Annotated in this window: 14 protein-coding genes, 8 tRNA genes and 2 rRNA genes; 23 read left to right on the top strand and 1 reads right to left on the bottom strand. The window is 31.1% G+C overall.

The genetic code is table 4. The annotated features are described in order from the left end of the window. The first annotated feature begins 5 nt into the window (after positions 1 to 5). The 20 genes from ACJA22_RS03665 to ACJA22_RS03570 all read left to right on the top strand — a co-directional run bounded on the left by ACJA22_RS03665 (position 6) and on the right by ACJA22_RS03570 (position 18060). Positions 6 to 2243 (top strand): OppA family ABC transporter substrate-binding lipoprotein, encoded by a 2238-nt coding sequence (locus ACJA22_RS03665; RefSeq protein WP_406616911.1) that lies wholly within the window; start codon positions 6 to 8, stop codon positions 2241 to 2243. Positions 2244 to 2373: 130 nt separating this feature from the next. Further along, complete coding sequence (gene rpmF, locus ACJA22_RS03660) at positions 2374 to 2574, top strand: 50S ribosomal protein L32 (RefSeq protein WP_406616910.1); 201 nt, start codon at positions 2374 to 2376, stop codon at positions 2572 to 2574. Between the two features lie 81 nt (positions 2575 to 2655). Next, positions 2656 to 4293 (top strand): coiled-coil domain-containing protein, encoded by a 1638-nt coding sequence (locus ACJA22_RS03655; RefSeq protein WP_406616909.1) that lies wholly within the window; start codon positions 2656 to 2658, stop codon positions 4291 to 4293. Then, positions 4286 to 5425: a tRNA uracil 4-sulfurtransferase ThiI gene (gene thiI, locus ACJA22_RS03650; RefSeq protein WP_406616908.1), complete on the top strand. Its 1140-nt coding sequence runs from the start codon at positions 4286 to 4288 to the stop codon at positions 5423 to 5425. Before ACJA22_RS03655 ends, thiI begins: the two co-directional genes overlap by 8 nt. A gap of 122 nt (positions 5426 to 5547) precedes the next feature. Beyond that, positions 5548 to 6483, top strand: a complete 936-nt coding sequence (locus tag ACJA22_RS03645; protein WP_406616907.1) for a HaeIII family restriction endonuclease — start codon at positions 5548 to 5550, stop codon at positions 6481 to 6483. Between the two features lie 214 nt (positions 6484 to 6697). After that, positions 6698 to 8210: ribosomal RNA gene (locus ACJA22_RS03640) — 16S ribosomal RNA — on the top strand. 296 nt (positions 8211 to 8506) lie between these two features. Beyond that, a 23S ribosomal RNA gene (locus ACJA22_RS03635) occupies positions 8507 to 11390 on the top strand. Together the 16S and 23S rRNA genes with 8 tRNA genes alongside form the textbook arrangement of a ribosomal RNA operon. A gap of 208 nt (positions 11391 to 11598) precedes the next feature. Continuing rightward, positions 11599 to 11675: transfer RNA gene (locus ACJA22_RS03630), tRNA-Pro, on the top strand. A gap of 5 nt (positions 11676 to 11680) precedes the next feature. Next, positions 11681 to 11757: transfer RNA gene (locus ACJA22_RS03625), tRNA-Ala, on the top strand. A 5-nt stretch (positions 11758 to 11762) separates the two neighbouring features. Then, positions 11763 to 11839, top strand: a tRNA-Met gene (locus ACJA22_RS03620). A 24-nt stretch (positions 11840 to 11863) separates the two neighbouring features. After that, a tRNA-Ile gene (locus tag ACJA22_RS03615) sits at positions 11864 to 11939 on the top strand. 1 nt (position 11940) lies between these two features. Beyond that, a tRNA-Ser gene (locus ACJA22_RS03610) sits at positions 11941 to 12033 on the top strand. Positions 12034 to 12065: 32 nt separating this feature from the next. Next, positions 12066 to 12141, top strand: a tRNA-Met gene (locus ACJA22_RS03605). 4 nt (positions 12142 to 12145) lie between these two features. Beyond that, a tRNA-Asp gene (locus ACJA22_RS03600) sits at positions 12146 to 12222 on the top strand. Between the two features lie 3 nt (positions 12223 to 12225). Next, positions 12226 to 12301 (top strand) — tRNA-Phe (locus ACJA22_RS03595). 64 nt (positions 12302 to 12365) lie between these two features. Further along, positions 12366 to 12983: a hypothetical protein gene (locus tag ACJA22_RS03590; protein WP_406616906.1), complete on the top strand. Its 618-nt coding sequence runs from the start codon at positions 12366 to 12368 to the stop codon at positions 12981 to 12983. A 56-nt stretch (positions 12984 to 13039) separates the two neighbouring features. Then, the gene (locus tag ACJA22_RS03585; RefSeq protein ID WP_406616905.1) at positions 13040 to 13984 is read left to right on the top strand and encodes a CTP synthase; all 945 of its coding nucleotides are present in this window, start codon (positions 13040 to 13042) and stop codon (positions 13982 to 13984) included. Further along, positions 13948 to 14649, top strand: coding sequence for a hypothetical protein (locus ACJA22_RS03580; RefSeq protein ID WP_406616904.1), 702 nt, complete (start codon positions 13948 to 13950; stop codon positions 14647 to 14649). The genes ACJA22_RS03585 and ACJA22_RS03580 overlap by 37 nt, the downstream gene beginning before the upstream one ends. Positions 14650 to 14662: 13 nt before the next feature. Then, positions 14663 to 17356 (top strand): isoleucine--tRNA ligase, encoded by a 2694-nt coding sequence (ileS, locus tag ACJA22_RS03575; RefSeq protein WP_406616903.1) that lies wholly within the window; start codon positions 14663 to 14665, stop codon positions 17354 to 17356. A gap of 8 nt (positions 17357 to 17364) precedes the next feature. Then, entirely contained in the window at positions 17365 to 18060 is a 696-nt protein-coding gene (locus tag ACJA22_RS03570) for a signal peptidase II (protein WP_406616902.1), read from the top strand. Positions 18061 to 18199: 139 nt separating this feature from the next. Here the strand turns inward: ACJA22_RS03570 and lepA are convergent, their stop codons facing one another. Beyond that, positions 18200 to 19999, bottom strand: a complete 1800-nt coding sequence (gene lepA, locus ACJA22_RS03565) for a translation elongation factor 4 (RefSeq protein WP_406616901.1) — start codon at positions 19997 to 19999, stop codon at positions 18200 to 18202. A gap of 111 nt (positions 20000 to 20110) precedes the next feature. On the opposite strand from lepA, the gene ACJA22_RS03560 reads away from it, so the two are divergent. From ACJA22_RS03560 to ACJA22_RS03550, 3 genes are all read left to right on the top strand, one after another. After that, positions 20111 to 20845, top strand: a complete 735-nt coding sequence (locus ACJA22_RS03560; RefSeq protein ID WP_406616900.1) for a phosphotransferase — start codon at positions 20111 to 20113, stop codon at positions 20843 to 20845. Between the two features lie 79 nt (positions 20846 to 20924). Further along, a complete protein-coding gene (locus tag ACJA22_RS03555) occupies positions 20925 to 21653 on the top strand; it encodes a hypothetical protein (RefSeq protein WP_406616899.1) in 729 nt (242 codons plus the stop codon). Between the two features lie 116 nt (positions 21654 to 21769). Continuing rightward, complete coding sequence (locus ACJA22_RS03550; protein WP_406616898.1) at positions 21770 to 25330, top strand: DEAD/DEAH box helicase; 3561 nt, start codon at positions 21770 to 21772, stop codon at positions 25328 to 25330. Positions 25331 to 25484 lie beyond the last annotated feature (154 nt).

Here is a 25484-nt window from a genome sequence, read left to right as displayed (position 1 = left end):
TTATTATGAAAACGAAATGAAAGTTTTTAGTTCCAATTGCAATTTCATCTTCATTTATTTTAGCTTCTGCTGGCTGCAACTTAAGAGAAGCTAGAAGTAAAGATGAGTACATAAAATCATTTAATTCACCTAATTATATTAAGTCAAGCATAATTAATCAAAATTCATATGTTCAAAATGATAATCAAGCCTTATTATCAAGTCCATTAATAAGATGAAACTATGCCGGCACCCCTAAATATGACAAAATAAATCATAATTTTTCAAAAGTTACAAGCAAGTTTTTAAAGTTAGAATTAGCCAAAGTAATTGAAATCACAACATGAGAAGATCAAAAGTTTATTTATGATAAAGATGATGTTGAACTTCATAATGCTTCTAGTTTAAGCGGAATTGTACAAATTATTAACGATGAAAGTAATAACATTAATAGTAATCACTTTTTTAACAATTTAAAAAATGCTAAAAAAGTTAAATTGATTTTAAAAGACAACATTAATTATGTTGATAAAAATGGGGTTAAGCAAGAAAGAATTTTACAAGAAAGTGATTATGCTAACTCATATCAATATCAAGAAAACCTTGCTGATTTAAATAATTTATTGCTTAGATATGACCTCAAAAAAATAGATTTAAGCAAGCCACTTGAATTTATTTCAACGGTGCAAAATTCGAAAAATTTATCATTATTTTTAACTAAAGAAATTACAAATAATCCACTTTTTAATCCTTTATATGATAAAGAAGCAACAAGCAATAACATGTTATTTGTTTCAAAATATGTTCTCAATTCATTTAATTTAAATCAAGCCACATATCTTAAAAATAATAATTCTTGAGATGAAAGTTTCAACAATAACTCAGAATATTTATCAAAAGTTATCTTAAAATTTAACCCAGTTGCAATTGATGAAGCTACTTATAGATTACAAATGTTTAACGCTTTTAGACAAAATTTAGTTTCAGAAGCTCCTTTTAATTTATTTAATGAAACTCAAAAACAAGAAATTGAAGAGTATTCAAAAATTTATGGTTTAACTTTTACATTCACAAACGCAAGCAATGAAAACGTTAATAAATATTTTTATAATTTAAATTTTAATAGCAATCAAAACTATAAATTTAACAATGCTTTTAGCAAATTAGTTTACGGTAAAGAACTTCTAGAGTTAAAAGGATTTGATCACAATTTTTATAATAAAAATTCATTTTCATTTTTAAATCTAATCAACAACTTGCAAAACCAATATATTGGGAATAAAATCTTAGGTTATGATACTTACTGAAACTCATATATTTCTCAACTAGCTTATTTTGATACACCTTACAATGAAAAAGATAAGATGTACACTTTAAAAGACAATATCAATAGAATTCATCTAGAATATTACACGGAAAATGACCAATATAACTATGAAACAATTGATTTTGCTAAAATAGGCGATAAAAATGGATTAATAGATTCAGCTTATATCGGGGATAAAATACTAGATTTAAATAAGCAACTTAAATCGTCACATTTTGATTTATATAAAAATAATATTAAAAAGATTTTGGACACTTTCTATGAACAAAATCCTAAGTTTAACCAATCTAAAATTGAATGAACAATCCCGGTTTTCGCTGAAAAAACTTATAATTTGACCAATTATTATGACAGATTAATTAAAATAATCAATGAAGTCGATTCTCGCATCAATGCAAACTATGAATTTGCTAGTTCAGAAGCTCAAAATTATATTTATAAATATCAAACTTTTCACACAATTGATAACAGCTTTGCTTCACATTTATATTCATTAATCAAACTCGATTCATCATTATTAATTAACATCTGATTATGCTTAAATGCATTTGATAATTTTATACAAAAACCACAGTTTTATAGTCTGATTGAAAAAATTAGTGCTGCTTTAAAAAGCACTCTAGGCTCTAATTATTTACAAAAAATTTCTTCACTAAAAGATAAAAATTCAAGCAATCTTTTAGATGAATTATTAAAAGAATACAATCTAGACGAATTAACATTCAGTAAAAAATTCATCAATTACATAAACACTAACTTTTCAAAATCAATGCAATATGATTTATTAAGAGCTACCGATGATTTATTAATGATCAGACAAAATGAAACTTCGTATTTATTTGTAAATGATTATGAAAAATTGCTAGTACAATATTTCTATGTTAAACCACTTAATGATGAAGGAATAACTTACTATCAAGATATCAAAGTATATTAAAACTAAGTTTTAACAACCTAAAATAATGGGTGCAAAATATTTTTGTAAAAAAATATATTTTTTCTACTTTTGCATTATAATAGTTATATTATTTTATAAACGCGTTAAAAAAATATCTTAAGGAGGACTCATGGCTATAGTTCCAAAACGTAAAACATCTAAACAACGTAAACACAAAAGACGTACTCATGATGCTTTAACAGTTCAAAACCTTGTTGCATGCAAAAACTGTACAAACTTAATCCAACAACACCACGTTTGTGAACACTGTGGTTTCTATAATGGCAAAAAAGTTGAAGGTTACAAAAGCTTAGACTTACGTGCTGAATAATTTAATGTGGCTCTTAGCTACATTTTTTTATTTTATAAATAAAAAACAAAGCTGTGAAGAATTCATTATAATTAAAATAATATGACTACACTTCAAAAAGTATCATTAGTTGGCTTAATTATTCTTTTAGTAATTGCAATTACAATTACTGGTTTTTTGATTTATGTTTTATTTAGAAACCGCAAGCTTAAACAATATGCTGAAAAACTCAAAACGTCCTTCAGCGAAATCAATAAATTTAATAGCAATCGTTCAAGCACCATTTTGCGTTTTAGAATGCTAGCTAATAATAAAAGTGAGTACTTAAGAGATCTTAAAAAACTTAAAAGTCTTGATGATAAAATGAGTGAAAATCAAGATACTTTACTTTATTACAAACAACAAATTGAAGAATACATCAAGCAATATAAACTTAAATTAGTAGAGCAAGAATTTGAAACATATGAATCTATTATGCAATCTTTTCTTGATGCTAAAAATGAGTTCATCAGTATCTCAAGTACACTAAACAAGCACTGACAAATTATTGATCGCTTAGCTACATATTCAATTGAAAACTTAAAAATAATTATTGAGTATTTAGATAGCCACAAAGATAAATTGCAACATTCATATCAAGAATTAAAAAATGAAGCTAACAGATTATTAGTTCAAGTTAATGAACTAGAAGCTAGAAAAATAGCCGACAAAATCGAAAACGTTACTTTAGAAATTAACGAGCATGAAAAAAGAATTTCATCCTTTATTAAAAAGGTGGATCATATCGTTAATTTAGAAGCAGCAATTTTTGACCAATTGCCTATTAAACTAGAAGAATTTAGCAAAATGTATCCGCGTGATACTAAGATTAAAAAGCTAATTGAAGAAGTTAAAAACTTACAAGCTAGTTTTACTGAAACGCCATATCAAAAACAACTTGATAAAACCAGAAAAATTTATTATCAATATCATCTTCTAACAAAAGAATATGAAAACAATCTTGCCTTCAATGAATATTTAAGAGCTAATAATGTCAAAATTATTAACTATTTTGATGAACAATTTTTACTGCTTCATAAAAATATTCAAGAGTTAATTCCACTTAAACATGTATTAAACTATGATAAAAGTAAACTCGAAACCTTAAAATTCAATTTCGCAAACGTCGCTTCTAATTATGATGCTATCAAGCTATCTTTATGAAAAAACCGTGATATAGGCTTTTTAACCTTCCGCATTTTTGTTGATTCGTTCAGTGAATTGCTCAATGAAATCAATGATGTTATTCAAAAGCGCAATAATTGAATCAACAAAATGAACTATGACAAGTTCTATTTACACATGTGCAACTTTTGATACTACAATGTGCTAGATAAAAAAGATTTAATCGAAGATTCAAGTGAAAATGAATCCAAATTCAAAGATTTAATCCAGCTCAAATTACAAGTTGACAAAGATATTCAATTAAATAAATATATAGATTATAATAATGAGCATTGAATTAAATGAATTAACTTATTACAAGAATTATATGAATTAACCCTTACAAGATTTATTTATAAACAAATGGCTGAAAAAATGCTTGAACAAATTAATAACAACCGCAACACTGACAACAAAGAATTAAATGAAATTGTCCGCTTATGTAATAGTCACATCCTAGCTTATAAATTTCAAGAAGCATATGAATTATTAATTGGTTGCTTAATCGATAGAAAAGGAAAATGAAAATATGTATAGCAAGATCCTCATAAGATATGGTGAATTAACTTTAAAAGGTAAGAACCGTGAAAACTTTATTCAAACCCTAGCAAACAATATTAAAAAAATAACTAATGAATACCCATTAATTGAACATGACCGTATGTATTTATCTTATTCAGAAAAAAATATGGAAAAGTTGCAATATGTTTTTGGAATTGTTAGTTATAGTCCTATTATTATTTGTGAAAACGATATAACTAGAATTAATTACGCAGCCCTATCATTAATAGATGATGATGTGCAAACTTTTAAAGTTTCAGCGCGCAGAAGCAATAAAAATTTTGAATATTATAGTGCTGATATCAATCAAATTACTGGTGCTTTTATATTAAAAAGGTATCCACAAAACTTAACAGTAGATGTTCATAATCCAGATATCACAATTTATGTGGAAATTAGACAAAAAGCAGCATATGTTTTTGATAAAGTTCTTCCAGCTTTAGGTGGCTTACCAGTTGGCATTAGTGGTTCAGTTGTGCATCTTATGTCAGGCGGTATAGATAGCCCGGTAGCAGCTTTCGAACTAATGAAAAGGGGACTAAATGTTATCTTTTTATCATTTGTCTCGCCACCTCAAACTGATCAAAAAACTATTGACAAGATGATTGAACTTGTAAAAATTTTAAGTCAATATCAAATGCATAGTTCAATTTATATTGCTAATTATTCTAAGATACTTAATTATTTAACTTTCACACCAAATGAAGCTTATAGAATAAACCTAATGCGTCGTAGTTTTTATAGAATAGCTAGCGAATTTGCTAAAAATCGTAGAATTTATGCTATTTCAAATGGCGAAAATTTAGGTCAAGTAGCCAGTCAAACACTCGAAAGCTTATATACAATTAATGCTGCTACAGATTTATTAGTTTTAAGACCTTTAATGTCTAATGATAAAGTCGAAACAATTAAATTAGCAAAAGAAATTGGTACATACGACTTATCAATTACTAAAGCAAATGAAACCTGTGAATTATTTGCGCCAAAACAACCTGTTACTAGACCTGTTTTAGATAAAGCATTACTTTATGAAAGTGAATTAAAAGAACTTCCAGAATTAGAAAAAGATCTTTTGGAACATTCAATCACAGAAATTATTATTGATTAATATACCTTATATAAATATAATAGAAACATAAAATTTTGGGAAAAAGCTTAGTCTTTTCCCATTTTTGTTCTTTTTTAGCTGCTCCTCTTTATTTAACAGAAATAATATGCTGGAAGTAAAACATGAACCACAACACAATCGGAAGAAGTTTTGAATTCGCTTTTCTATTAGAACTTAGCGAAGCAATTGAAAAATTTAGAAAAATTAAAATAATTAAGAATAATCCTTTTTGCTTTGCCCAAAAAGAATGATTTACTTTGCCAAAATTTCAGCAAATAGCTTATCGTCAAAGTTTACGCAAAACGATTGATTTAATTTTAGAATTAGAACCAAACCTTAAAAACAATTTAGATGACATTCTTAATATTTATATAAATGAAGATAAAAAAGGTGAAGAAGGTGACTCAAGAGATGTAATTTTAAAATTTGAAAATACAAAATGAGAAATCGGATTTAATTTAAAAAAGAATAATGTTTCATTCAAACATAGTAGGCTATCTAATAAAATAGATTTTGGACAAAGATGATATGGGATTAATTGTTCTGAAAATTATTGAAATGATATTCGGCCAATTTTTGCAAATTTAGAGAAAGAACAAGAAAAACAAGTTGAGTGAAAAAGCTTGCAAAATAAACAAGAAACAATTTATTTACCATTATTGTCTGCTTTTAGCAAGGAATTTTTAACTCGTTATTATGGGAATAAATCAATTATTAAAAATTTAATTGAATATATTGTCGGCAAACGAGATTTTTATCAAATAATTTCTTTTGACTCGGATCATAATACAAAAATTAAATGCTTCAATCTCCATAATGAATTAAGTCAAAATAATCAATATTCAAGAATCAAGTTATCGAAATTTCCTACAAAAATTTTAAGTTTTAAATTCAAACAAAATTCTTTGGACACAATAGAATTAAAAATGAATAATAATTGACATATTAATTTTAGAATTCATAATGTTTCTAGAATAGTTGAACCAAGTCTAAAATTTGACATAAAATTAATTAACACCCCAAATTCAGTGAAAATTTTTAATCAAAAATGAAATTAAAAAATATTTTTTTGTATATATAAAGTTTTATATTATAATGATTATTATCGTTATTCAAACCAAGCAACGATAGTAAAAATAGTTAGTTTTTTTAAAATATTAGAAAAAATAAAATTTTTCTTTTGTTTTATTAGTTTTAATCTATAATATAAAAGCTAATTATTTTTTAGCAAAATGTTCTTTGAAAACTAGATATATAAACATGACAGTCAATTTTTTCGAGAGTTTGATCCTGGCTCAGGATGAACGCTGGCTGTGTGCCTAATACATGCATGTCGAGCGATGGTAGCAATACCATAGCGGCGAATGGGTGAGTAACACGTACTCAACGTACCTTTCAGATCGAGATAGCGAGCGGAAACGTTCGACAATATCGAATACTTATATTAATCGCATGATTTTTATATAAAAGGAGCGTTTGCTTCACTGAAAGATCGGGGTGCGCAACATTAGCTAGTTGGTGAGGTAACGGCCCACCAAGGCGATGATGTTTAGCGGGGTTGAGAGACTAAACCGCCACACTGGGACTGAGATACGGCCCAGACTCCTACGGGAGGCAGCAGTAGGGAATATTCCACAATGAGCGAAAGCTTGATGGAGCGACACAGCGTGCAGGATGAAGGTCCTATGGATTGTAAACTGCTGTGGTAAGGGAAGAAAAAATAGTGTAGGAAATGACATTATCTTGACGGTACCTTATTAGAAAGCAACGGCTAACTATGTGCCAGCAGCCGCGGTAATACATAGGTTGCAAGCGTTATCCGGAATTATTGGGCGTAAAGCGTCTGTAGGTTGTTTGTTAAGTCTGGCGTCAAATTTTGGGGCTCAACCCCAAACCGCGTTGGATACTGGCAAACTAGAGTTATGTAGAGGTTAGCGGAATTCCTTGTGAAGCGGTGAAATGCGTAGATATAAGGAAGAACACCAACATGGCGAAGGCAGCTAACTGGACATACACTGACACTGAGAGACGAAAGCGTGGGGAGCGAACAGGATTAGATACCCTGGTAGTCCACGCCCTAAACGATGATCATTAGCTGATGGGGAACTCATCGGCGCAGCTAACGCATTAAATGATCCGCCTGAGTAGTACGTTCGCAAGAATAAAACTTAAAGGAATTGACGGGGATCCGCACAAGCGGTGGAGCATGTGGTTTAATTTGAAGATACGCGTAGAACCTTACCCACTCTTGACATCTTCTGCAAAGCTATAGAGATATAGTGGAGGTTAACAGAATGACAGATGGTGCATGGTTGTCGTCAGCTCGTGTCGTGAGATGTTCGGTTAAGTCCTGCAACGAGCGCAACCCTTATCCTTAGTTACTACCATTTAGTTGAGGACTCTAAGGAGACTGCCCGAGTAATCGGGAGGAAGGTGGGGACGACGTCAAATCATCATGCCTCTTACGAGTGGGGCTACACACGTGCTACAATGGCCGGTACAAAGAGAAGCAAACAGGCGACTGGGAGCAAACCTCAAAAAACCGGTCTCAGTTCGGATTGAAGTCTGCAACTCGACTTCATGAAGTCGGAATCGCTAGTAATCGTAGATCAGCTACGCTACGGTGAATACGTTCTCGGGTCTTGTACACACCGCCCGTCAAACCATGGGAGCTGGTAATGCCCGAAGTCGGTTTATAAAGAAACTGCCTAAGGCAGGACTGGTGACTGGGGTTAAGTCGTAACAAGGTATCCCTACGAGAACGTGGGGATGGATTACCTCCTTTCTACGGAGTACATAAAGTCAAAATAATTGACTTATTAACCTTTTTTACTAGACCTTTTAAACAATTTTGTCATGTGACTTTTATTATGGTCGGAGTCTTATATCTAGTTTTGAGAGAACATCTCTCAATTGTTCTTTGAAAACTGAATAGTAAAATATTTTTCGATATTTACAACGACATCAAATAAATTAATTTGGTTAATTTGTTTTGATTCATCGAGTAATCATAAAGAAATATTATGATTCATTGAAATGTCTTAAAATACACATCTAAACATAACAATAGGAAAATACTACTTTTAAATAAGGAAGAGTTTGTGGTGGATGCCTTGGGTCTGGAAGTCGATGAAGGACGTGATTACCTGCGATAAGCCTCGTGGAGCTGGAAATGCGCATTGAAACGGGGATTTCCGAATGGGGAAACCTAGCTAGGGTAATGCCTAGTTGCATATGTCTGAATTCATAGGACATATTAGCGAGACACCTTGTGAACTGAAACATCTTAGTAGCAAGAGGAAGAGAAAATAAATAATGATTTCTTCAGTAGCGGCGAGCGAACGAGAAAGAGCCCAAACCATTTAAAATGGGGTTGTAGGACAGTCTACATAGAGTGACAAAATTTAATGATAGCAGAAGCTTTTGGGAAGAAGCGGCATAGAGGGTGATACCCCCGTAAGTGAAATTATTAAATCTCTTGACTGTATCCTGAGTAGGGCGGGGCACGTGAAACCCTGTCTGAATCTGCCGGGACCACCCGGTAAGGCTAAATACTAACCAGACACCGATAGTGAACTAGTACCGTGAGGGAAAGGTGAAAAGAACCCCGAGAGGGGAGTGAAATAGATTCTGAAACCACTTACTTACAATTAGTCAGAGCCCGTTAATGGGTGATGGCGTACATCTTGCAGTATGGACCGGCGAGTTACTTTAACATGCGAGGTTAAGCGGAGAAAAGCGGAGCCATAGAGAAATCGAGTCTTAATAGGGCGAATTAGTATGTTGAAGTACACCCGAAACCATGTGACCTATTCATGAGCAGGCTGAAGCTTGGTTAACCCCAAGTGGAGGGCCGAACCGCAGTACGCTGAAAAGTGCCCGGATGACTTGTGAATAGCGGAGAAATTCCAATCGAACTTGGAGATAGCTGGTTCTCCTCGAAATAGCTTTAGGGCTAGCGTGTAGTGTTAAGTAGTGGTGGTAAAGCACTGAATATGGGATGGCCTCGCCTAGGGGTACTGACTATAATCAAACTCTGAATACCACTATGTATTACTATGCAGTCGGAACCGGGGTGCTAACGTCCCGGCTCGCGAGGGTAACAACCCAGATCGTCAGCTAAGGTCCCAAAATCGTGTTAAGTCAGAAAGGTTGTGAGATTTCATAAACAACTAGGAAGTTGGCTCAGAAGCAGCCATCTTTTAAAGAGTGCGTAATAGCTCACTAGTCAAGAGATCTTGCGCCCACAATGTAACGGGAGTAAAACACGATACCGAAGCTACGGGTACATTTGTACGTTAGAGGAGCGTTCTTAGGACAAAGAAGTCAGACCGTGAGGACTGGTGGAGTGCTAAGAAGTGAGAATGCCGGTATGAGTAACGATTCGTAGTGAGAATCTACGACGCCTATTGGGGAAGGTTTCCTGGGCAAGGTTCGTCCACCCAGGGTTAGTCAGGACCTAAGACGAGGCTGAAAAGCGTAGCCGATGGGCAACAGGTTAATATTCCTGTACTTTCTATATGTGTGATGGAGTGACGGAGGAGGACAGTCATACCTGTTATTGGATTCAGGGGTAAGTAACGACTGGTGGTTGTAGGCAAATCCGCAACCTATAACTGGGAGTTATGATGCATAGATCGCAAGATTGAATTTGATGATTTCACACTTCCTAGAAAAGCTTCTAAACTTAAGCATATGGAAACCTGTACCGAGAACGGACACACGTCCCCTAGATGAGTATTCTAAGGCGAGCGAGAAAACTAGTGTTAAGGAACTCTGCAAAATGACCCCGTAAGTTCGCAAGAAGGGGTACCTATGGTAACACATAGGTCACAGTAAATTATGAGGGGCAACTGTTTATCAAAAACACAACTCTCTGCTAAACCGCAAGGTGATGTATAGGGGGCGAAGCCTGCCCAGTGCCCGAAGGTTAAGTGGATGCGTTAGCTTATGCGAAGCGTTGAAATGAAGCCCGGGTGAACGGCGGCCGTAACTATAACGGTCCTAAGGTAGCGAAATTCCTTGTCGGCTAAATACTGACCTGCACGAAAGGCATAATAATCTCTCAACTGTCTCAACACTAGACTCGGTGAAATTATGGTCCCAGTGAAAACGCTGGGTACCCGCATCAAGACGAAAAGACCCCATGGAGCTTTACTACAACTTCGTATTGAAATTTGGCCTAACATGTGTAGGATAGGTGGGAGACTGTGAAACCGGGACGCTAGTAACGGTGGAGTCATCCTTGAAATACCACCCTTGTTATGTTGAGTTTCTAACTTGCCATCATCATCAGGTGGGAGGACAGTGCGTGGTGGGTAGTTTGACTGGGGCGGTCGCCTCCTAAAGAGTAACGGAGGCGTTCAAAGGTACACTCAGTACGGTCAGAAACCGTATGTAGAGCGCAAAGGTAGAAGTGTGCTTAACTGTGAGACTTACAAGTCGAGCAGGTGCGAAAGCAGGACTTAGTGATCCGGCTGTACATTGTGGAATGGCAGTCGCTCAACGGATAAAAGTTACCCTGGGGATAACAGGCTAATCTTGCCCAGAGATTACATCGACGGCAAGGTTTGGCACCTCGATGTCGGCTCATCGCATCCTGGAGCTGGAGTCGGTTCCAAGGGTTGGGCTGTTCGCCCATTAAAGCGGTACGCGAGCTGGGTTCAAAACGTCGTGAGACAGTTTGGTCCCTATCTGATGTGGGCGTTGGAATATTGATGAGAGCCGCTCTTAGTACGAGAGGACCGGAGTGGACATACCGCTGGTGTCCAGTTGTTCCGCCAGGAGCATAGCTGGGTAGCTAAGTATGGAAAGGATAACCGCTGAAAGCATCTAAGTGGGAAGCCTCCTCAGAGATGAGTATTCCCTTGAAATTCCTTATAGACTATGAGGTTGATAGGCTGGATGTGTAAGCACAGCAATGTGTTGAGCTGACCAGTACTAATAAATTGATAGGTTTAAAAGTAGAGATGTGATTTTAAAACATTTCAATGAAACATAAATTACTATTCAGTTTTCAGAGAACAAATCGCCATTGAGGCGTTTTTTTATTCTTTGAAAAAATGACTAAAAGCACTGTTTTATAGGCATATTAGTGAGAAAAAAATATTTATAAAAAAACTTTTGATTACTAATTTATATTGTATAATAAATATGCTTTTTTAAGCTTAACAGGAGAAGTAGCTCAGCTTGGCAGAGCGCTACGTTTGGGACGTAGTGGTCGCAGGTTCAAATCCTGTCTTCTTCACCATTTATGGGGGATTAGCTCATTTGGCTAGAGCGCCTGCCTTGCACGCAGGAGGTGGTGGGTTCGAATCCCATATCCTCCACCATTTATGGCGTTGTAGCTCAGTTGGTTAGAGCGTTCGGTTCATACCCGAAAGGTCAAGAGTTCGACTCTCTTCGACGCTACCATTTATATGGATAAATCTAACTGAAGGACCTATAGCTCAACGGTTAGAGCAACCGGCTCATAACCGGTTGGCTACTGGTTCGAATCCAGTTAGGTCCACCACGGGTGATTACCCAAGCCTGGCTGAAGGGACTAGTCTTGAAAACTAGCAGGGGCTTCACGGCCCGCGGGGGTTCGAATCCCTCATCACCCGCCATTTGTTCTTACGAACACCAATTTATCTCATATCGCGGAGTGGAGAAGTTGGCATCTCGCAAGGCTCATAACCTTGAGATCACTGGTTCGAGTCCAGTCTCCGCCACCATTTTGGTCCAGTGGTAAAGTGGTTTAATACGTCTCCCTGTCACGGAGAAGATCGCGGGTTCAATTCCCGTCTGGACCGCCATTTGGCTCTGTAGCTCAGTTGGTAGAGCAACGGACTGAAGCTCCGTGTGTCGCTGGTTCGATTCCTGCCGGAGCCACCATGATAAAACTTCTAAGGAAGTTTTTATTTTTTTTATGTGATTATTTTGATAAAATAACACTATTATGATTAAAACAAAAAATATTATTTTTTCATCAACAATATCAACAATTAGCTTATCTTGTTTAACTATTTCTTGTGTAGATCCAAATGCTAAAGAAGAATTTATTCTTGTTAACAAAGAATTAAAATTTGATGGTTATATCATTAATGGCGAAAATAAAACATTAAAAAAATGAAATTACTGTCTAGTTTTTCCTAATCAAAAAGAGCTAGAAGAAGAAGTTAAAAAAATTAAATCACTTTCAAAAGAAGCAGATTATCCTTGAATTAAGGATTTAAAACCTCAACTTGATAATTTTATATTTGACTATTTATGAGGAAGAGGGTTAATTAAAATTAAGAGTAATTTTGATAAGCCTTATTCAATTAAATTAATAGATGTTAATCATAATTTACAAAATTTTTCTGAGTTTTATTTAACTTTTAAATTTCAAAATGATGATATACCAAATTTAAATAGAAATATTGTTTTAAATAATTCCTCGAAGCCTGCAAATGTGGGATATTTTGAAGCTAAGTTTCTTAAAGAAATTCCTAAAGATCATAATCACTTAACTATTGGGATTATTGAAAAAAACAAAGAAAATATTCTAGAAATGTTAAAATATAATGGTAAATAATTTTAAATAAATTTAAAATTAAATATATTTTAAATAAGTTGAATTGAGGAAGCAAAATGACTAAATATATATTTATAACTGGAGGAGTAATTTCTGGGTTAGGCAAAGGAGTTACATCAGCAAGTATTGGTAATCTCTTAAAAAGCCAAGGGTTTTCAGTTTATCCATTAAAGTTGGATCCATATTTAAATTTAGACCCCGGTTTATTATCACCAATTGAACATGGTGAAACTTTCATTACTAAAGACGGCTGAAAGTGTGATTTAGATTTAGGTCATTATGAAAGATTCATTGACGCAGAACTAAATAAGAACAGCAATTATTCAAGCGGTAGAATTTTTCAAGATTTATTTCAAAAAGAACAAAATGGCGATTTTCATGGTTCAACAATTCAAATCGTGCCACATGTTACAAATCATATTATTGAAATACTTGAAAATACTGCTAAAGAAAATAAGCCTGATTTCATTCTAACTGAAATTGGTGGTACAGTTGGAGATATTGAAAGTAGAGCACATATTTATGCTATTAGTCAATTTGCTTTAGAACATCCCGGACAAGTTTTATTTGTTCATATAGCCTTTGTACCTTATTTAACTGCCTCGAAAGAATATAAATCGAAACCATCACAATTTTCAATTGCTGAGCTTAGATCATTTGGTATTAATCCTAATTTATTATTATTAAGATCATCTGGTGAAATTGATAAAAGTATTGTTTCAAAGGTTGCTAAAACATCATTTTTAAATCCTGAAAATGTTATTTCAGTACCTGATACGTCAAATATTTATGAAATTCCATTATATTTATATAGCAATAAACTTCTAGACAAAATTTATAAACATTTTCAATTAACTAGTCCTATTAATCCTAAAGCTTTAACTAAATGAAAATCATTTGTAAATAAATATAATAATTTAGATAGTACTCAACTCAACTTATTATTAATTGGTAAAATGTTGTTTTGGAAGATGCTTATTTATCAACGATTGCTTCTTTAAAAATTGCTGCAACTCATTTTAAGAGCAAAGCTAATCTCATTTTCAAACATCCTACCTTTTTTGAAAATGAAGATTTTAAGAACTACATACTAACAAATAAAATTGATGGCGTACTTTTATTACCTGGCAATACAGACTTTAATAAATCATTTATTATAAAAAGCAAACTAGCAAACATTTTAAAAGATTTAAAAATACCTACATTAGCATATGATGATGCTATGCTTAATGTCCTATTTATGCAGGCTGTAAGCAAAAAACTTTTAAGTTTTGATACTAATCCATTCAAACCATTTGAAACTAAAATTAATGAATCATTAATTAAGGTTGATTTACTTAAACCAAAAGTTGGCTCGCATTTAGTTGTGCCTATTAGCAAGAAAAGCTTAATAGCAGACATTTATAAAAATAGTCCACAAATTAATCCAAGATATTATTCTAAAAATTGACTAAATCCACTATTTAATAGTCTTTTAGAAGATGATAACTTTATATTATCTTCATACGATAGCAAGCAAAAAATAGCACAAAGTTTGGAAATAAAAAATCATCCATTTTATCTTAGTGTGGCTTACCATCCTGAATTTGATACAAGAGTTTTAACCTCTAACCCACTATTTGATAAATTTATTCAAACTTGTTTAAAAATAAAAACCACAATCTAAAAAGGAGATATTTATGAACGCAGAAGAATTGAAGAAAACTTTAAATATGCCTAAAACCGATTTCGACATGCGCGCAAATTTAGTTACTAAAGAACCTGAATTTAGAAAGCATTGAAACGAAATTGGTTTATACGGAAAAGTCTTAAAAAAGAATGCTCAAAATACACCATTTGTTTTACATGATGGACCTCCATATGCAAATGGTAATATTCATATTGGGCATGCTTTAAACAAGATTTTAAAAGACATTATTGTTCGTTATAAATCATTACGTGGTTTTTATAGCCCTTATGTACCTGTCTGAGATACACACGGTTTACCTATTGAACACAAAATGCTTACAGAAGCTAAATTAAATTACAAAAATTTAAGCAAAATTGAACTTAGAAAAAAAGCTAGTGCTTATGCTGATGAACAAGTAGCACACCAAATTAGTCAATTTGAACAATTACAAATGCTTACTGACTTTAAGAAAATTTATGTAACTAAAGATCCTAAATTTGAAGCAGCTCAACTTAGATTATTCAAGAAAATGATTTTAGAAGGCTTGATTTATAAAGGATTAAAGCCAGTTTATTGATCACCATCAAGTCAAACTGCTTTAGCTGAAGCTGAAGTTGAATATAAAGACATTGAATCTCCTTCAATCTTTGTTGCTTTTCCAATTACTGATAATAATGATTCTCAAAAAGTTAAAAAAGGTGACAATTTAATTATTTGAACAACTACTCCTTGAACTTTATTAGCAAACGCTGGTATAGCAGTTGGAGAAAAGTTTAATTACTGCCGCTTTGAATATAAAAATAAAGGTTATATTGTAGCTCGTGATTTATTTGAACAAGTTACCGAAGCTTGTCATATGACTGAAGCAACTATTACTAGCGAATTTAAAGCACACGAGTTATTAAACATGAAATATCGTAGTGTTTTAAATAGTAATATTTGTCCTGTTGTATTTGGGTACCATGTTAATTTAGATTCAGGTAGTGGTTTAGTTCATATTGCACCTTTATTTGGTGAAGATGACTTTCAAATCGGAACTAAGAACTCACTTGAAATGATTATGCACGTTGAAGATGATGGAGTTCTTAATGATAAAGGTGGCAAATACCAAGGCGAATTTTATGAAAAAGCTAATGAATTAATTTGTTCAGACTTACTTGCTAAAGATTTACTTTTATCTAAAAGCTCTATAAAACACTCATATCCGCATGATTGAAGAACTCATAAGCCAATTTTATTTAGAGGTACTCCACAATGATTTGTTTCAATTGACAAAATTAAAGTAGAACTTTTAAATGAATTAAATGGCATTTCAACTTATCCGGAATGAGCTAAAAAACGTCTTTCAATTATGATTAGTGAACGTACTGACTGAACAATTAGTCGTCAAAGAACTTGAGGTGTTCCAATTATTGTCTTTTATGATAAAGATAAAAAACCAATTATTAATGCTCAAATCTTTGACTATGTAATAGATTTAGTTGAAAAATACGGCGCCGACATTTGATGAGAAAAAGAAGCTGATGAATTACTTCCAAAAGAATTTAGAAACTTAGGTTACACTAAAGAAATGGACATTATGGATGTATGATTTGACTCTGGTTCAACCAGCATCGCAGTTGAAATTGATCCAAAAGTTCATAGTCCATATGATTTATATCTTGAAGGTAGTGACCAATATCGTGGTTGATTTAATTCATCATTAATTAACTCAGTAGCTTATACATCTCATGCTCCTTACAAGCAAATTGTTTCACACGGCTTTGTACTTGATTCAAAAGGTGAAAAGATGTCTAAATCAAAAGGTAATACAGTTGATCCGCTTAAAATTATTAAAAAATCAGGTGCTGATATTTTACGTTTATGAGTAGCTAATTCAGAATATACAAACGATATTACAATTAGTGATGATATCATTAATCAAAACAGCGAAACATATCGTAAAATAAGAAATACTATCAAATTCCTTTTAGGCAATTTAAACGGTTATACCTATAAAACAGACTTAAAGAGAACAGGCGTTCATGAATTTATTAAAAACCAACTTGAACAAGTTAAAGAACAAGTTTATCAAGCTTACGATGAATATAAGTTCTCGAACGCTATAAAATTAATTAATAATTATGTAGTTGAACTTTCAAGTTTTTATCTTAATATTTCAAAAGATGTACTTTACATCGATGAACTAGATTCAAAAAGACGTTTAATGACTTTAATGAACTTTTACGAAATTACAGACTTTCTAATTAAAGCTATAGCACCAATTTTACCAACTACTGCTGAAGATGCTTATAGATACTTTAATAAAGCAAATAAACAAGAAAGTGTACATCTAGAAACAATCGAATATCCAAGTGGATATGATAAAGATTTACTTGCTAAATGAGATGAATTCTTTACATTAAGAGATGAAATTAATTTAGCTTTAGAAAAAGCAATTAAAGATGATGTTATCAAACGTACCAACGAAGCTAAAATTCAAATTAAAGATCCTAGTGAATTTATTATGAGTTTAGACTTAAAACAATTATTAATGGTAGGTTCAGTTGAGTTTGGTAATGAAACTAAAGTTGAATTATTTGATTCAGTTAAATGTTTAAGATGCTGAAACCATTTTGCTCCATCACAAGTTAAAGACAATCTTTGTTTATTATGTAATAAAATTGTTACTAAGTATGAACAAGAACATAAAGAAACACAATAAGGAGGAATATGGAAAGAGAAAAAATAAAATTACCTTTTAAAGACAGATTCGCTCTTTTTTGACAAAGGATAATGCGCGATTGAAAAAATATCCTTTTTAAATACATAATCTTTCTTGGAGTATTTACAATTTTATTAATCATTGACCAAGTTACCAAAAATTATATTTTTCCAAAAGAAGCTTTTTCAGATGATTTATTGCGCAGAAACCTAGATTATAATTATGGAATTATAGGTTTTACGCCTTTAAATCACCATGGTGTTACTTTATTTAAAATAAATAAAGAAACTAGTTTTATCTTTATTCATATTTTAAGTGTAGTGCTTTTTATGGTTTTACTTCTAACTCCATTATTTATTAATGATTACTTTATTGTAATAGTTCTAGCGGGTATTGCTGCTGGTGATATGGGTAACTTTATTGACCGTATGGCTAATGACAACACTGTTAAAGATATTATTTATAGTCCATTTTTTGATAAATGATTAGGAAGAAGTGCTGGCGTGTTTAATTTTGCTGACGCATTTATAGTTGGTGGAATTGTGATAGTTGTCTTTTATATGTTTAATAAAAGTGCTGCTAACTCACCAATGGAACGTTTAGAAGATGAAAACATGGCTTATGAACTCTTCGTTGATCCAGTTGTTCTAGAAGCTCTTGAAGAAGAAAAGAAGAAAAAAGGCATTGAAAAAATCCTCGAATAATTTAAATCTTCTCAAGCCTAATTTGCTTATTTAATAGGCTAATAAATCAAAAATACATTGAGACATTCTTTACTTAGAATGTCTTTTTTGTTTGCCCTAAAAAAGCACAAAAAATGATGTATTCATTTGAACACATCGATTATTTCTTATCATCAATATTAGTTTTAAGAATATTTAAAAAAGCTTCCTGAGGCACTTCAACTGTACCTAGCATCTTCATTTTTTTCTTACCAGCTTTTTGCTTTTCGAGTAATTTTTTATATCTACTTAAGTCAGAAGCGTGTAATTTATGAGTAACATCCTTACGATATGCTTTAATTGTTTCTCTTGCAATAACTTTACCACCAATTACAGCTTGTACAGGCACTTCAAAATTTTGTCTAGGGATAGCTTCTTTTAATCTAATACATAAATCTCTAGCTTTTTCGTAAGCTGAATCTTTATGAGTAATAATACTGAAAGCATCAATCTTATCACCATTTAAAAGAATATCAACTTTTACCAATTCACTTGTTTTATAGCCAATTAAGTCATATTCAAATGATGCATAGCCCTTACTTAAACTCTTCATTCTATCAAAGAAATCAAACACTATTTCTGCTAAAGGCAATTCATAAACCAATTTGCTTCTAGCTGAATCTATATAATTAAGTGATTTATAAACCCCTCTTTTATTTTGACAAAGTTCCATAATATTTCCAATATATTCATTAGGCAATAAGATGGTTGCTTCGATATAAGGTTCTTCAATATGATCGATATAGTTTCTATCAGGCAATAAACTAGGGTTTGAAATCATTTCAATACTTTTATTAGTCATGAATACTTTATATTCAACTGTTGGACTAGTAGCAATAATTCCAATTTTATATTCTCTACTTAATCTTTCTTGAATAATTTCCATGTGTAGCATACCTAAGAAACCAACTCCAAAACCAAAACCTAAAGCCTTTGAGGTTTCTTGTTCTCAAGTAATTGAACTATCACTTAAAGAAATCTTTTCCAAACTTTCTTTAAGTTCCATATAGTCTCTTGTATCAATTGGATAAAAACCGGTGAATAATACAGGTTGCTTTTTCTTATAACCAGGCAATGCTTCTTTAGCCGGATTATCAACTAGCGTGATTGTATCACCGACATGAACTTCTTTTGCATCACGAATTGTAGCAGCGACATAACCAACTTCACCAGCTTCAAGCATTTGTTTTTTAGTTTCTTTTGGGTTTCTAACACCAAGTTCAATCACGTGATATTCAGCACCATTAGACATAAACTTAAACCTATCGCCTACCTTTAATGTACCATTAAAAATTCTAATAAGCATAACAACGCCACGGTATTCATCAAAGTATGAATCAAAAATTAAAGCTTTAAGAGGTTTATTGTCATCAGCATCTTTTGGTGCTGGAATGTATTTTACAATAGCATCTAAAACTGCTTCACAATTTAAACCAGTTTTAGCACTTATGCAGATTGCATCATCACAAGGCAAGCCGATTACATTTTCAATTTCTTCTTTTGTTCTTTCAATATCAGCGCTAGGTAAATCAATTTTATTAATAATAGGAATAATAGTTAAATTATTTTCAAGAGCTAGATAAATATTTGCTAAGGTTTGGGCTTCAATCCCTTGTGTTGCATCAACAAGTAATAAAGCACCTTCTGTAGCAGCAAGCGATCTAGAAACTTCATAGGTAAAGTCCACATGCCCTGGAGTGTCAATTAAATGAAAAATATAGTCCTTGTATTTAATTTGAACTGCATTTAATTTAATTGTGATTCCTCTTTCACGTTCAAGGTCCATTTGATCAAGGAATTGATCATCCATATCATGTGAGCTAACTGTATTAGTAAGTTCTAAAATTCTATCAGCTAGTGTGCTTTTACCATGGTCAATGTGGGCAATAATTGAAAAGTTTCTAATTTTTGATTTATCCATATCTCTCCTATATATTTTATGTATAAAATATACCAAAAAATGAACTTTTCTTAATCTAAAAGTCTAAAAAACCATTTATGTTATATAATTAAAAAGAATTTGAGAGGTAACATGAGCAAACAAATAATAAAAACTGGTTTTACTAATATTTCATATATTGAAAATGGCTATTTTGTCCAAGAAAAGAAATTAACTGGCTTTAATCATAAAATTAATTACAGCCTTCTAAAACAATTCGATTTTGTTCCAAAATTAATTAAAGAAACTAAAGATGTAAACACTTGAGAATTTATCGAAGGTCATGAACCAAGCGCTTCAAAAGAAAACTTAATCCAAATTGTTAAAGATTTAAAAATCTTACATAATTCAAAACTACCTTTTCCTCCATCTAATCATGCCGCGAGAGTTAAAGGTTATAGAGCTATTTTAAAAGAAAAGAATATTAATATTCCAGCCCTAAACGATTTTTACAGAAGCGTGAACCAAACCTTAAGTAAAATGGATAAAACTAAACCTTTACATAATGACATGTGACTTAGAAATTTAGTACAAACTAAAGAAGGTAAAATTTACTTTTGCGACTGAGAATATGCAACTTTAGGCGATGTTAACTTTGAATTAGCATACTTTATTGAAAGCGCTCAATTAAATAAAGAACAAGAAAAATGAGTGCTAGATGAATATGAAGATTACGATCCAGTTTATTTAATTAGACACAAAATTTTAGTTAATTATCTAGTTGTACTTTGAGCTCATTCTCAAACTACTTTGCCATTTGATACAACTTATTATGAAAAAAGAATGTACGAATTGAACAAAGAATTAATAGAATTAAGAGGAGAATAAAATTCCTAATATAATAGAAAACATAATTAAGCCTTATTAAAAGCTTGCTTTTTGTTTTTACAAATTTTTGGAGCTAAAAATGAAACATAAAATCAAAATTAAGAAGAAAGTTAAGGTATCGATAGCAGCTGCTATGATATTCATTTTCATATTAATTTTGTTAAGCTTGCCTTATATGATTTCAATTTTTCAAAATACTTTAAATGCTTCAATACAACAATATAATAATCTTAATTTATATTTATCAGCTCTTGCTTCACAAAACAAAAATCAAATAAATTTTGTAGGTTTTTTCAAAGCATTCATTTTATATAACTTCAGTGATTCTAGAGGGCTTGAAGAGTTTTATAAATCTGTACAAAACATCTATCAAACAGGCTTATATGGAAAAAGCAGCATTATGATTTTTGCCTTTATTTGCGAACAATTATTTATTGTTTTTTCAGCTTTATGAGTGTTAGATTCAATTATTCAATATAGTTTTGTGCTTTTAGGTAAAGGCAAAAAGCTAATGGTCTTAGGTTTAATCAATCTTTTCTGTACTTTAGCTTATGCAGCATTAATTGCTTTATGAATTTTTGGACTTAAAATTAAGCTTGATTCTTTTATAAATAAAGGTATTTATTGAACCGTATTAGGCTTATTAATAGGTCAATTCGTTTTAATAATCATCATTAAAATTACAGCAAAAATTACAAATTCTCGTAATTCCTTGCAATGAGAACAAACCTCAACAAACTATACATATGATAATGATTATTTAAGCAAACTTCATAATGAAGACACACAAAGTGATTATTATATTTAATGAACCTTTTTAACTAACAATGTAGCATTTGCCTACATTTTTTTATATAAATTCTATCAACTATTTAAATATCATTATAATTAATATATATGATTTAGATTATTATAGGAGGCATTATGAACGAAGCAAATAAAAACAAACAATATCAAAGTATTTTAAATAATCTTTTAGATGTTAGTCCAACAGATACTGCGGTTTTTACAAGAGTGAATAATAAAAATAGTTTTGATTTTTACTCATTATTTGGCCCTAAAGCTTTTGATTTTATTTATTCAAATAAAACTTTTGATATTCCGATTTTAGAGCTTAATTTAATTAACATGTGTCAATTGCTTGAAGAAACTAAAGATGCTGAAGAAGTTTTAACTATTCTAGCTGAAAACAATGTTGAAGTAAGCATGAACCGTACAATTATGCTTAAAAAAGATTTTGCAAATACACGTGATAAAATCATTTCAGAATTAAAAGCTAGTTTCCAAAAGCAATCATTAAAATGAAAACTATTTTTAAATAAAGCAAATGAAATAAACACTGAAACTAACATCTGACCTATGCATTTAGGCTTTTTATTTGTGAAAACTTCAATTGAAGGTAAAAGTATTTATGCTCCTTTATTTTTCAAAGAAGTTTATTTAGAAATTCGTAATGCCCGTCCTTTTTTAGTATCTAATGGCGATATTAAGATTAATGAAAAATTATTATTCTTATTAAATAATGCCGGTTTTGATTTAGAAGTTAATGAAAACTTTGGTGACTGAACCATTAAAGAATTAATTAAATATTTACACTCAGTTTGGGGCGAAATTTACCAAATGGATATTAACATTAATGAAAGCTTTACTAATATTGATGCTGAATCAATTACTAATCAATCACTTGAATTTGCTCCTGGGGTGGTCTTAGGATTATTCCATCCTTCAGGTGGATATGTTAGAAATAGGATGCTTGAAATTATTGAAAACAATGAACTTAATAAAATCATTCAAGTTGAATTTAACAAAAACATCTATAAAAATAGAGTTAAAGAAACAATCTTTAATCCTAAAACAAGTATTTTTAAAATTACTCCAACCAACTTTTCACAAGATAAAGCTATTGCTAGCTCACTCAACCAAAACACAATTATTTGAGGTCCACCAGGTACTGGTAAGAGTCAAACCATTGTAAACATCTTGACTAATTTACTAGTTTATGGCAAAAATTCTTTAGTATGTAGCCAAAAGAAAGCGGCTCTTGAAGTTATTAGAAATAGAATGGGTGAGCTTAAAACTTTCTGTTTATTTATGCTTAATTCAAAGAACATGAATAAGAAAAGTTTTTATAAACCTATCAAAGAATATTTATCATATTTAGAAAACTTTGATGAACAAGATAATTTAAAACCTCTTAGAATAATTAGCACAAAAGATATTAACTTTGTTAATAATATTGAGCCAATTTCTCAAGATCCTCGCTTTATCGAAGCTTGCAAAATTCTAGCTAAAATTCATCTTTATTGAGCATCATTCACAAAAGAATTTTGAGCTAAAGTTGTATCACTTCCAAGAGGCATTATTTATCCTGAAGTATTTAATTTTGATGATTCTAAACAATTATGTAATTACATGCTTAGAAAAAATCATATGCGTTTTAAAATTCATAAAAAAATGAATTGAACAATTAAGAAAATTTCAAAAACTTTATTTAACGATTTCAAATATTTCCAAGGCAATTTAAATGAAATTTTAAAAGAAATTAAAACATTTAAAATTGACGATTATGACTATTTAACAAGCTTATTCAACATTTTGCCTAATGCTGATGAAAAACAAATTAGCGATGAAAATGAACTTAAAAAATTCATTGCTAAAAACATTATCAAACGTATTTCTAAATTTGATATTGAGGAAAAATCTGAGTACACTGAATTCGCGGCAACCGTTAGATTAGCATCGCTTGAACCATATAAATTTATTAAGCGTTATGCTAAGATGATTAAGAAAATTTTTCCAATTGTTATTGTTACACCTGATGCTGATTTAAGTGCATGACAAAAGGAAGAATTTGATTATTCAATCCTTGATGAATCAAGCCAAATTTTCTTAGAAAAAGGCTTGCCAGTTTTATACTTAGCTAAGATCAAAATTTTAGCCGGTGATGACAAACAAATGAAACCAAGTAACTGATTTGGTGTTAGAGTTAGTGATGAAGAAAGTATTTATGGCAAGGTTGATTCATTATTAGACTTTGCTCGTAGTTTAGGTATGTATAGTGTTTTACTAGATAAAAACTATCGTTCTAATTATGCTTCATTAATGACTTTTAGTAGTAAATACTTTTATGATAGTACATTAGATGTTATTGACTCAGCTCAAACCGATGTTGACTTTAAACCAATTGAAGTTTATGAAGTAAATGGAGCTTGAGAAAATAATCAAAATGTAGTTGAAGCTGAATATGCTATTAATTTATGTAAGCAAAACTTATATAAATATAATAAGATAATTATTTTATGTTTTAATGCTAAACAACAAGATTTCATTACAGCCAATATTTTCAAAAACCATCCTGATTTAGAAAAAGCTATTAATGGTCAAACATTATTATTAAGAAACATTGAAAACATTCAAGGTGATGAAGCTGATTTAGTTATTATGTCAGTAGCTTACGATGCTAATACCGCAATTCATTCAACTTATGTTGGACGTCCTGGTGGTATGAATGCTCTTAATGTTACGGTTTCAAGAGCTAAAGACAAAATGATTGTTATTAAATCGATTAAAGCTGAAGACATTAACGTTTTAACAAATAATGAAGATGCAATTATTTTTAAACGTTGATTAGAGTTCCTCGAATTAAGTGACAAACAAAAACAAAGTTTCTTAGCTTTAGATAAAGAAAAAGTTGAACTAGAACAATCTGATCTTAGCTTAGAAGTTGAACAAACTCTAGCTAATGCTATTAAAGATAAACCATTTTTAGAATTAGCTAAAAATGAATCAATTGGTACATTAGAAGTTAATTATGTTCTTAAGAAAGATAATAAACCTGCTTTATGTTTTGTAGTCGATGATTACAAATATGCTAATAATCCTGAAGAATATGTAATGCTTAAGGATTTATGTAATTTTATAAGAAGCAAAAAATATACAGTTTATAAATTAGATAGAGTAGCTTGAGAAGCTAAAAAAGATGAGATTTTAGCATTAATCAACGCTTATGAAAGTACATCAGAATATAACTTAAATGATGACACTAAAGAAATTTTAAGTTCTCAACTTGAAGCCATGGATGATAATTCGGAAGTTGTTGCTAATGAAAATTCATATCTTGAAGATGATATTTCAATTTTAGAAAATAATTTAGAACAAGCAAAAGTTCAAACCAAAGAAATTGAAATTGAACAAGCAACAAAAACTAATGAAGAATATTCACCAGCATTAGTTGATGAAGATACTGCAACTACAATTGTTTTAGATGATAATAGCGATAATGATGAAACCAATTTAGAACATCAACAACTTGAACAAAAAGAAATTAAAATGCTTTTAAGTTATAAATTAATAGTAAAAGATTCTTATGATATTCCTCGTAATACTAAACCAGTTAAAGCATTCGATGAGAACACTAAAGAATGAGAACAAGTATTAAGTAGAGAAGTATTAATTGATACTGCTGAAGTTAATGCTAGAAGTTAAAAGGCACGTATGTGCTTTTTTATTTTGCCTGTTTTATAGGCTAATACGTAAAATTATATTTAAAATATCTTAATTTTTAAAATTATCATTTTTGTTATTTTTATATTAAAAAGTCATTAAATTTATTGATTAAAAAAGACAAAAATTTATTCTA

The sequence above is a fragment of the Mycoplasmopsis adleri genome, assembly GCF_045276205.1.
In the GTDB taxonomy this organism is placed as follows: Bacteria; Bacillota_I; Bacilli_A; order Mycoplasmatales; family Metamycoplasmataceae; genus Mycoplasmopsis; species Mycoplasmopsis adleri.
This window is presented reverse-complemented; position numbering and strand designations above follow the sequence as displayed.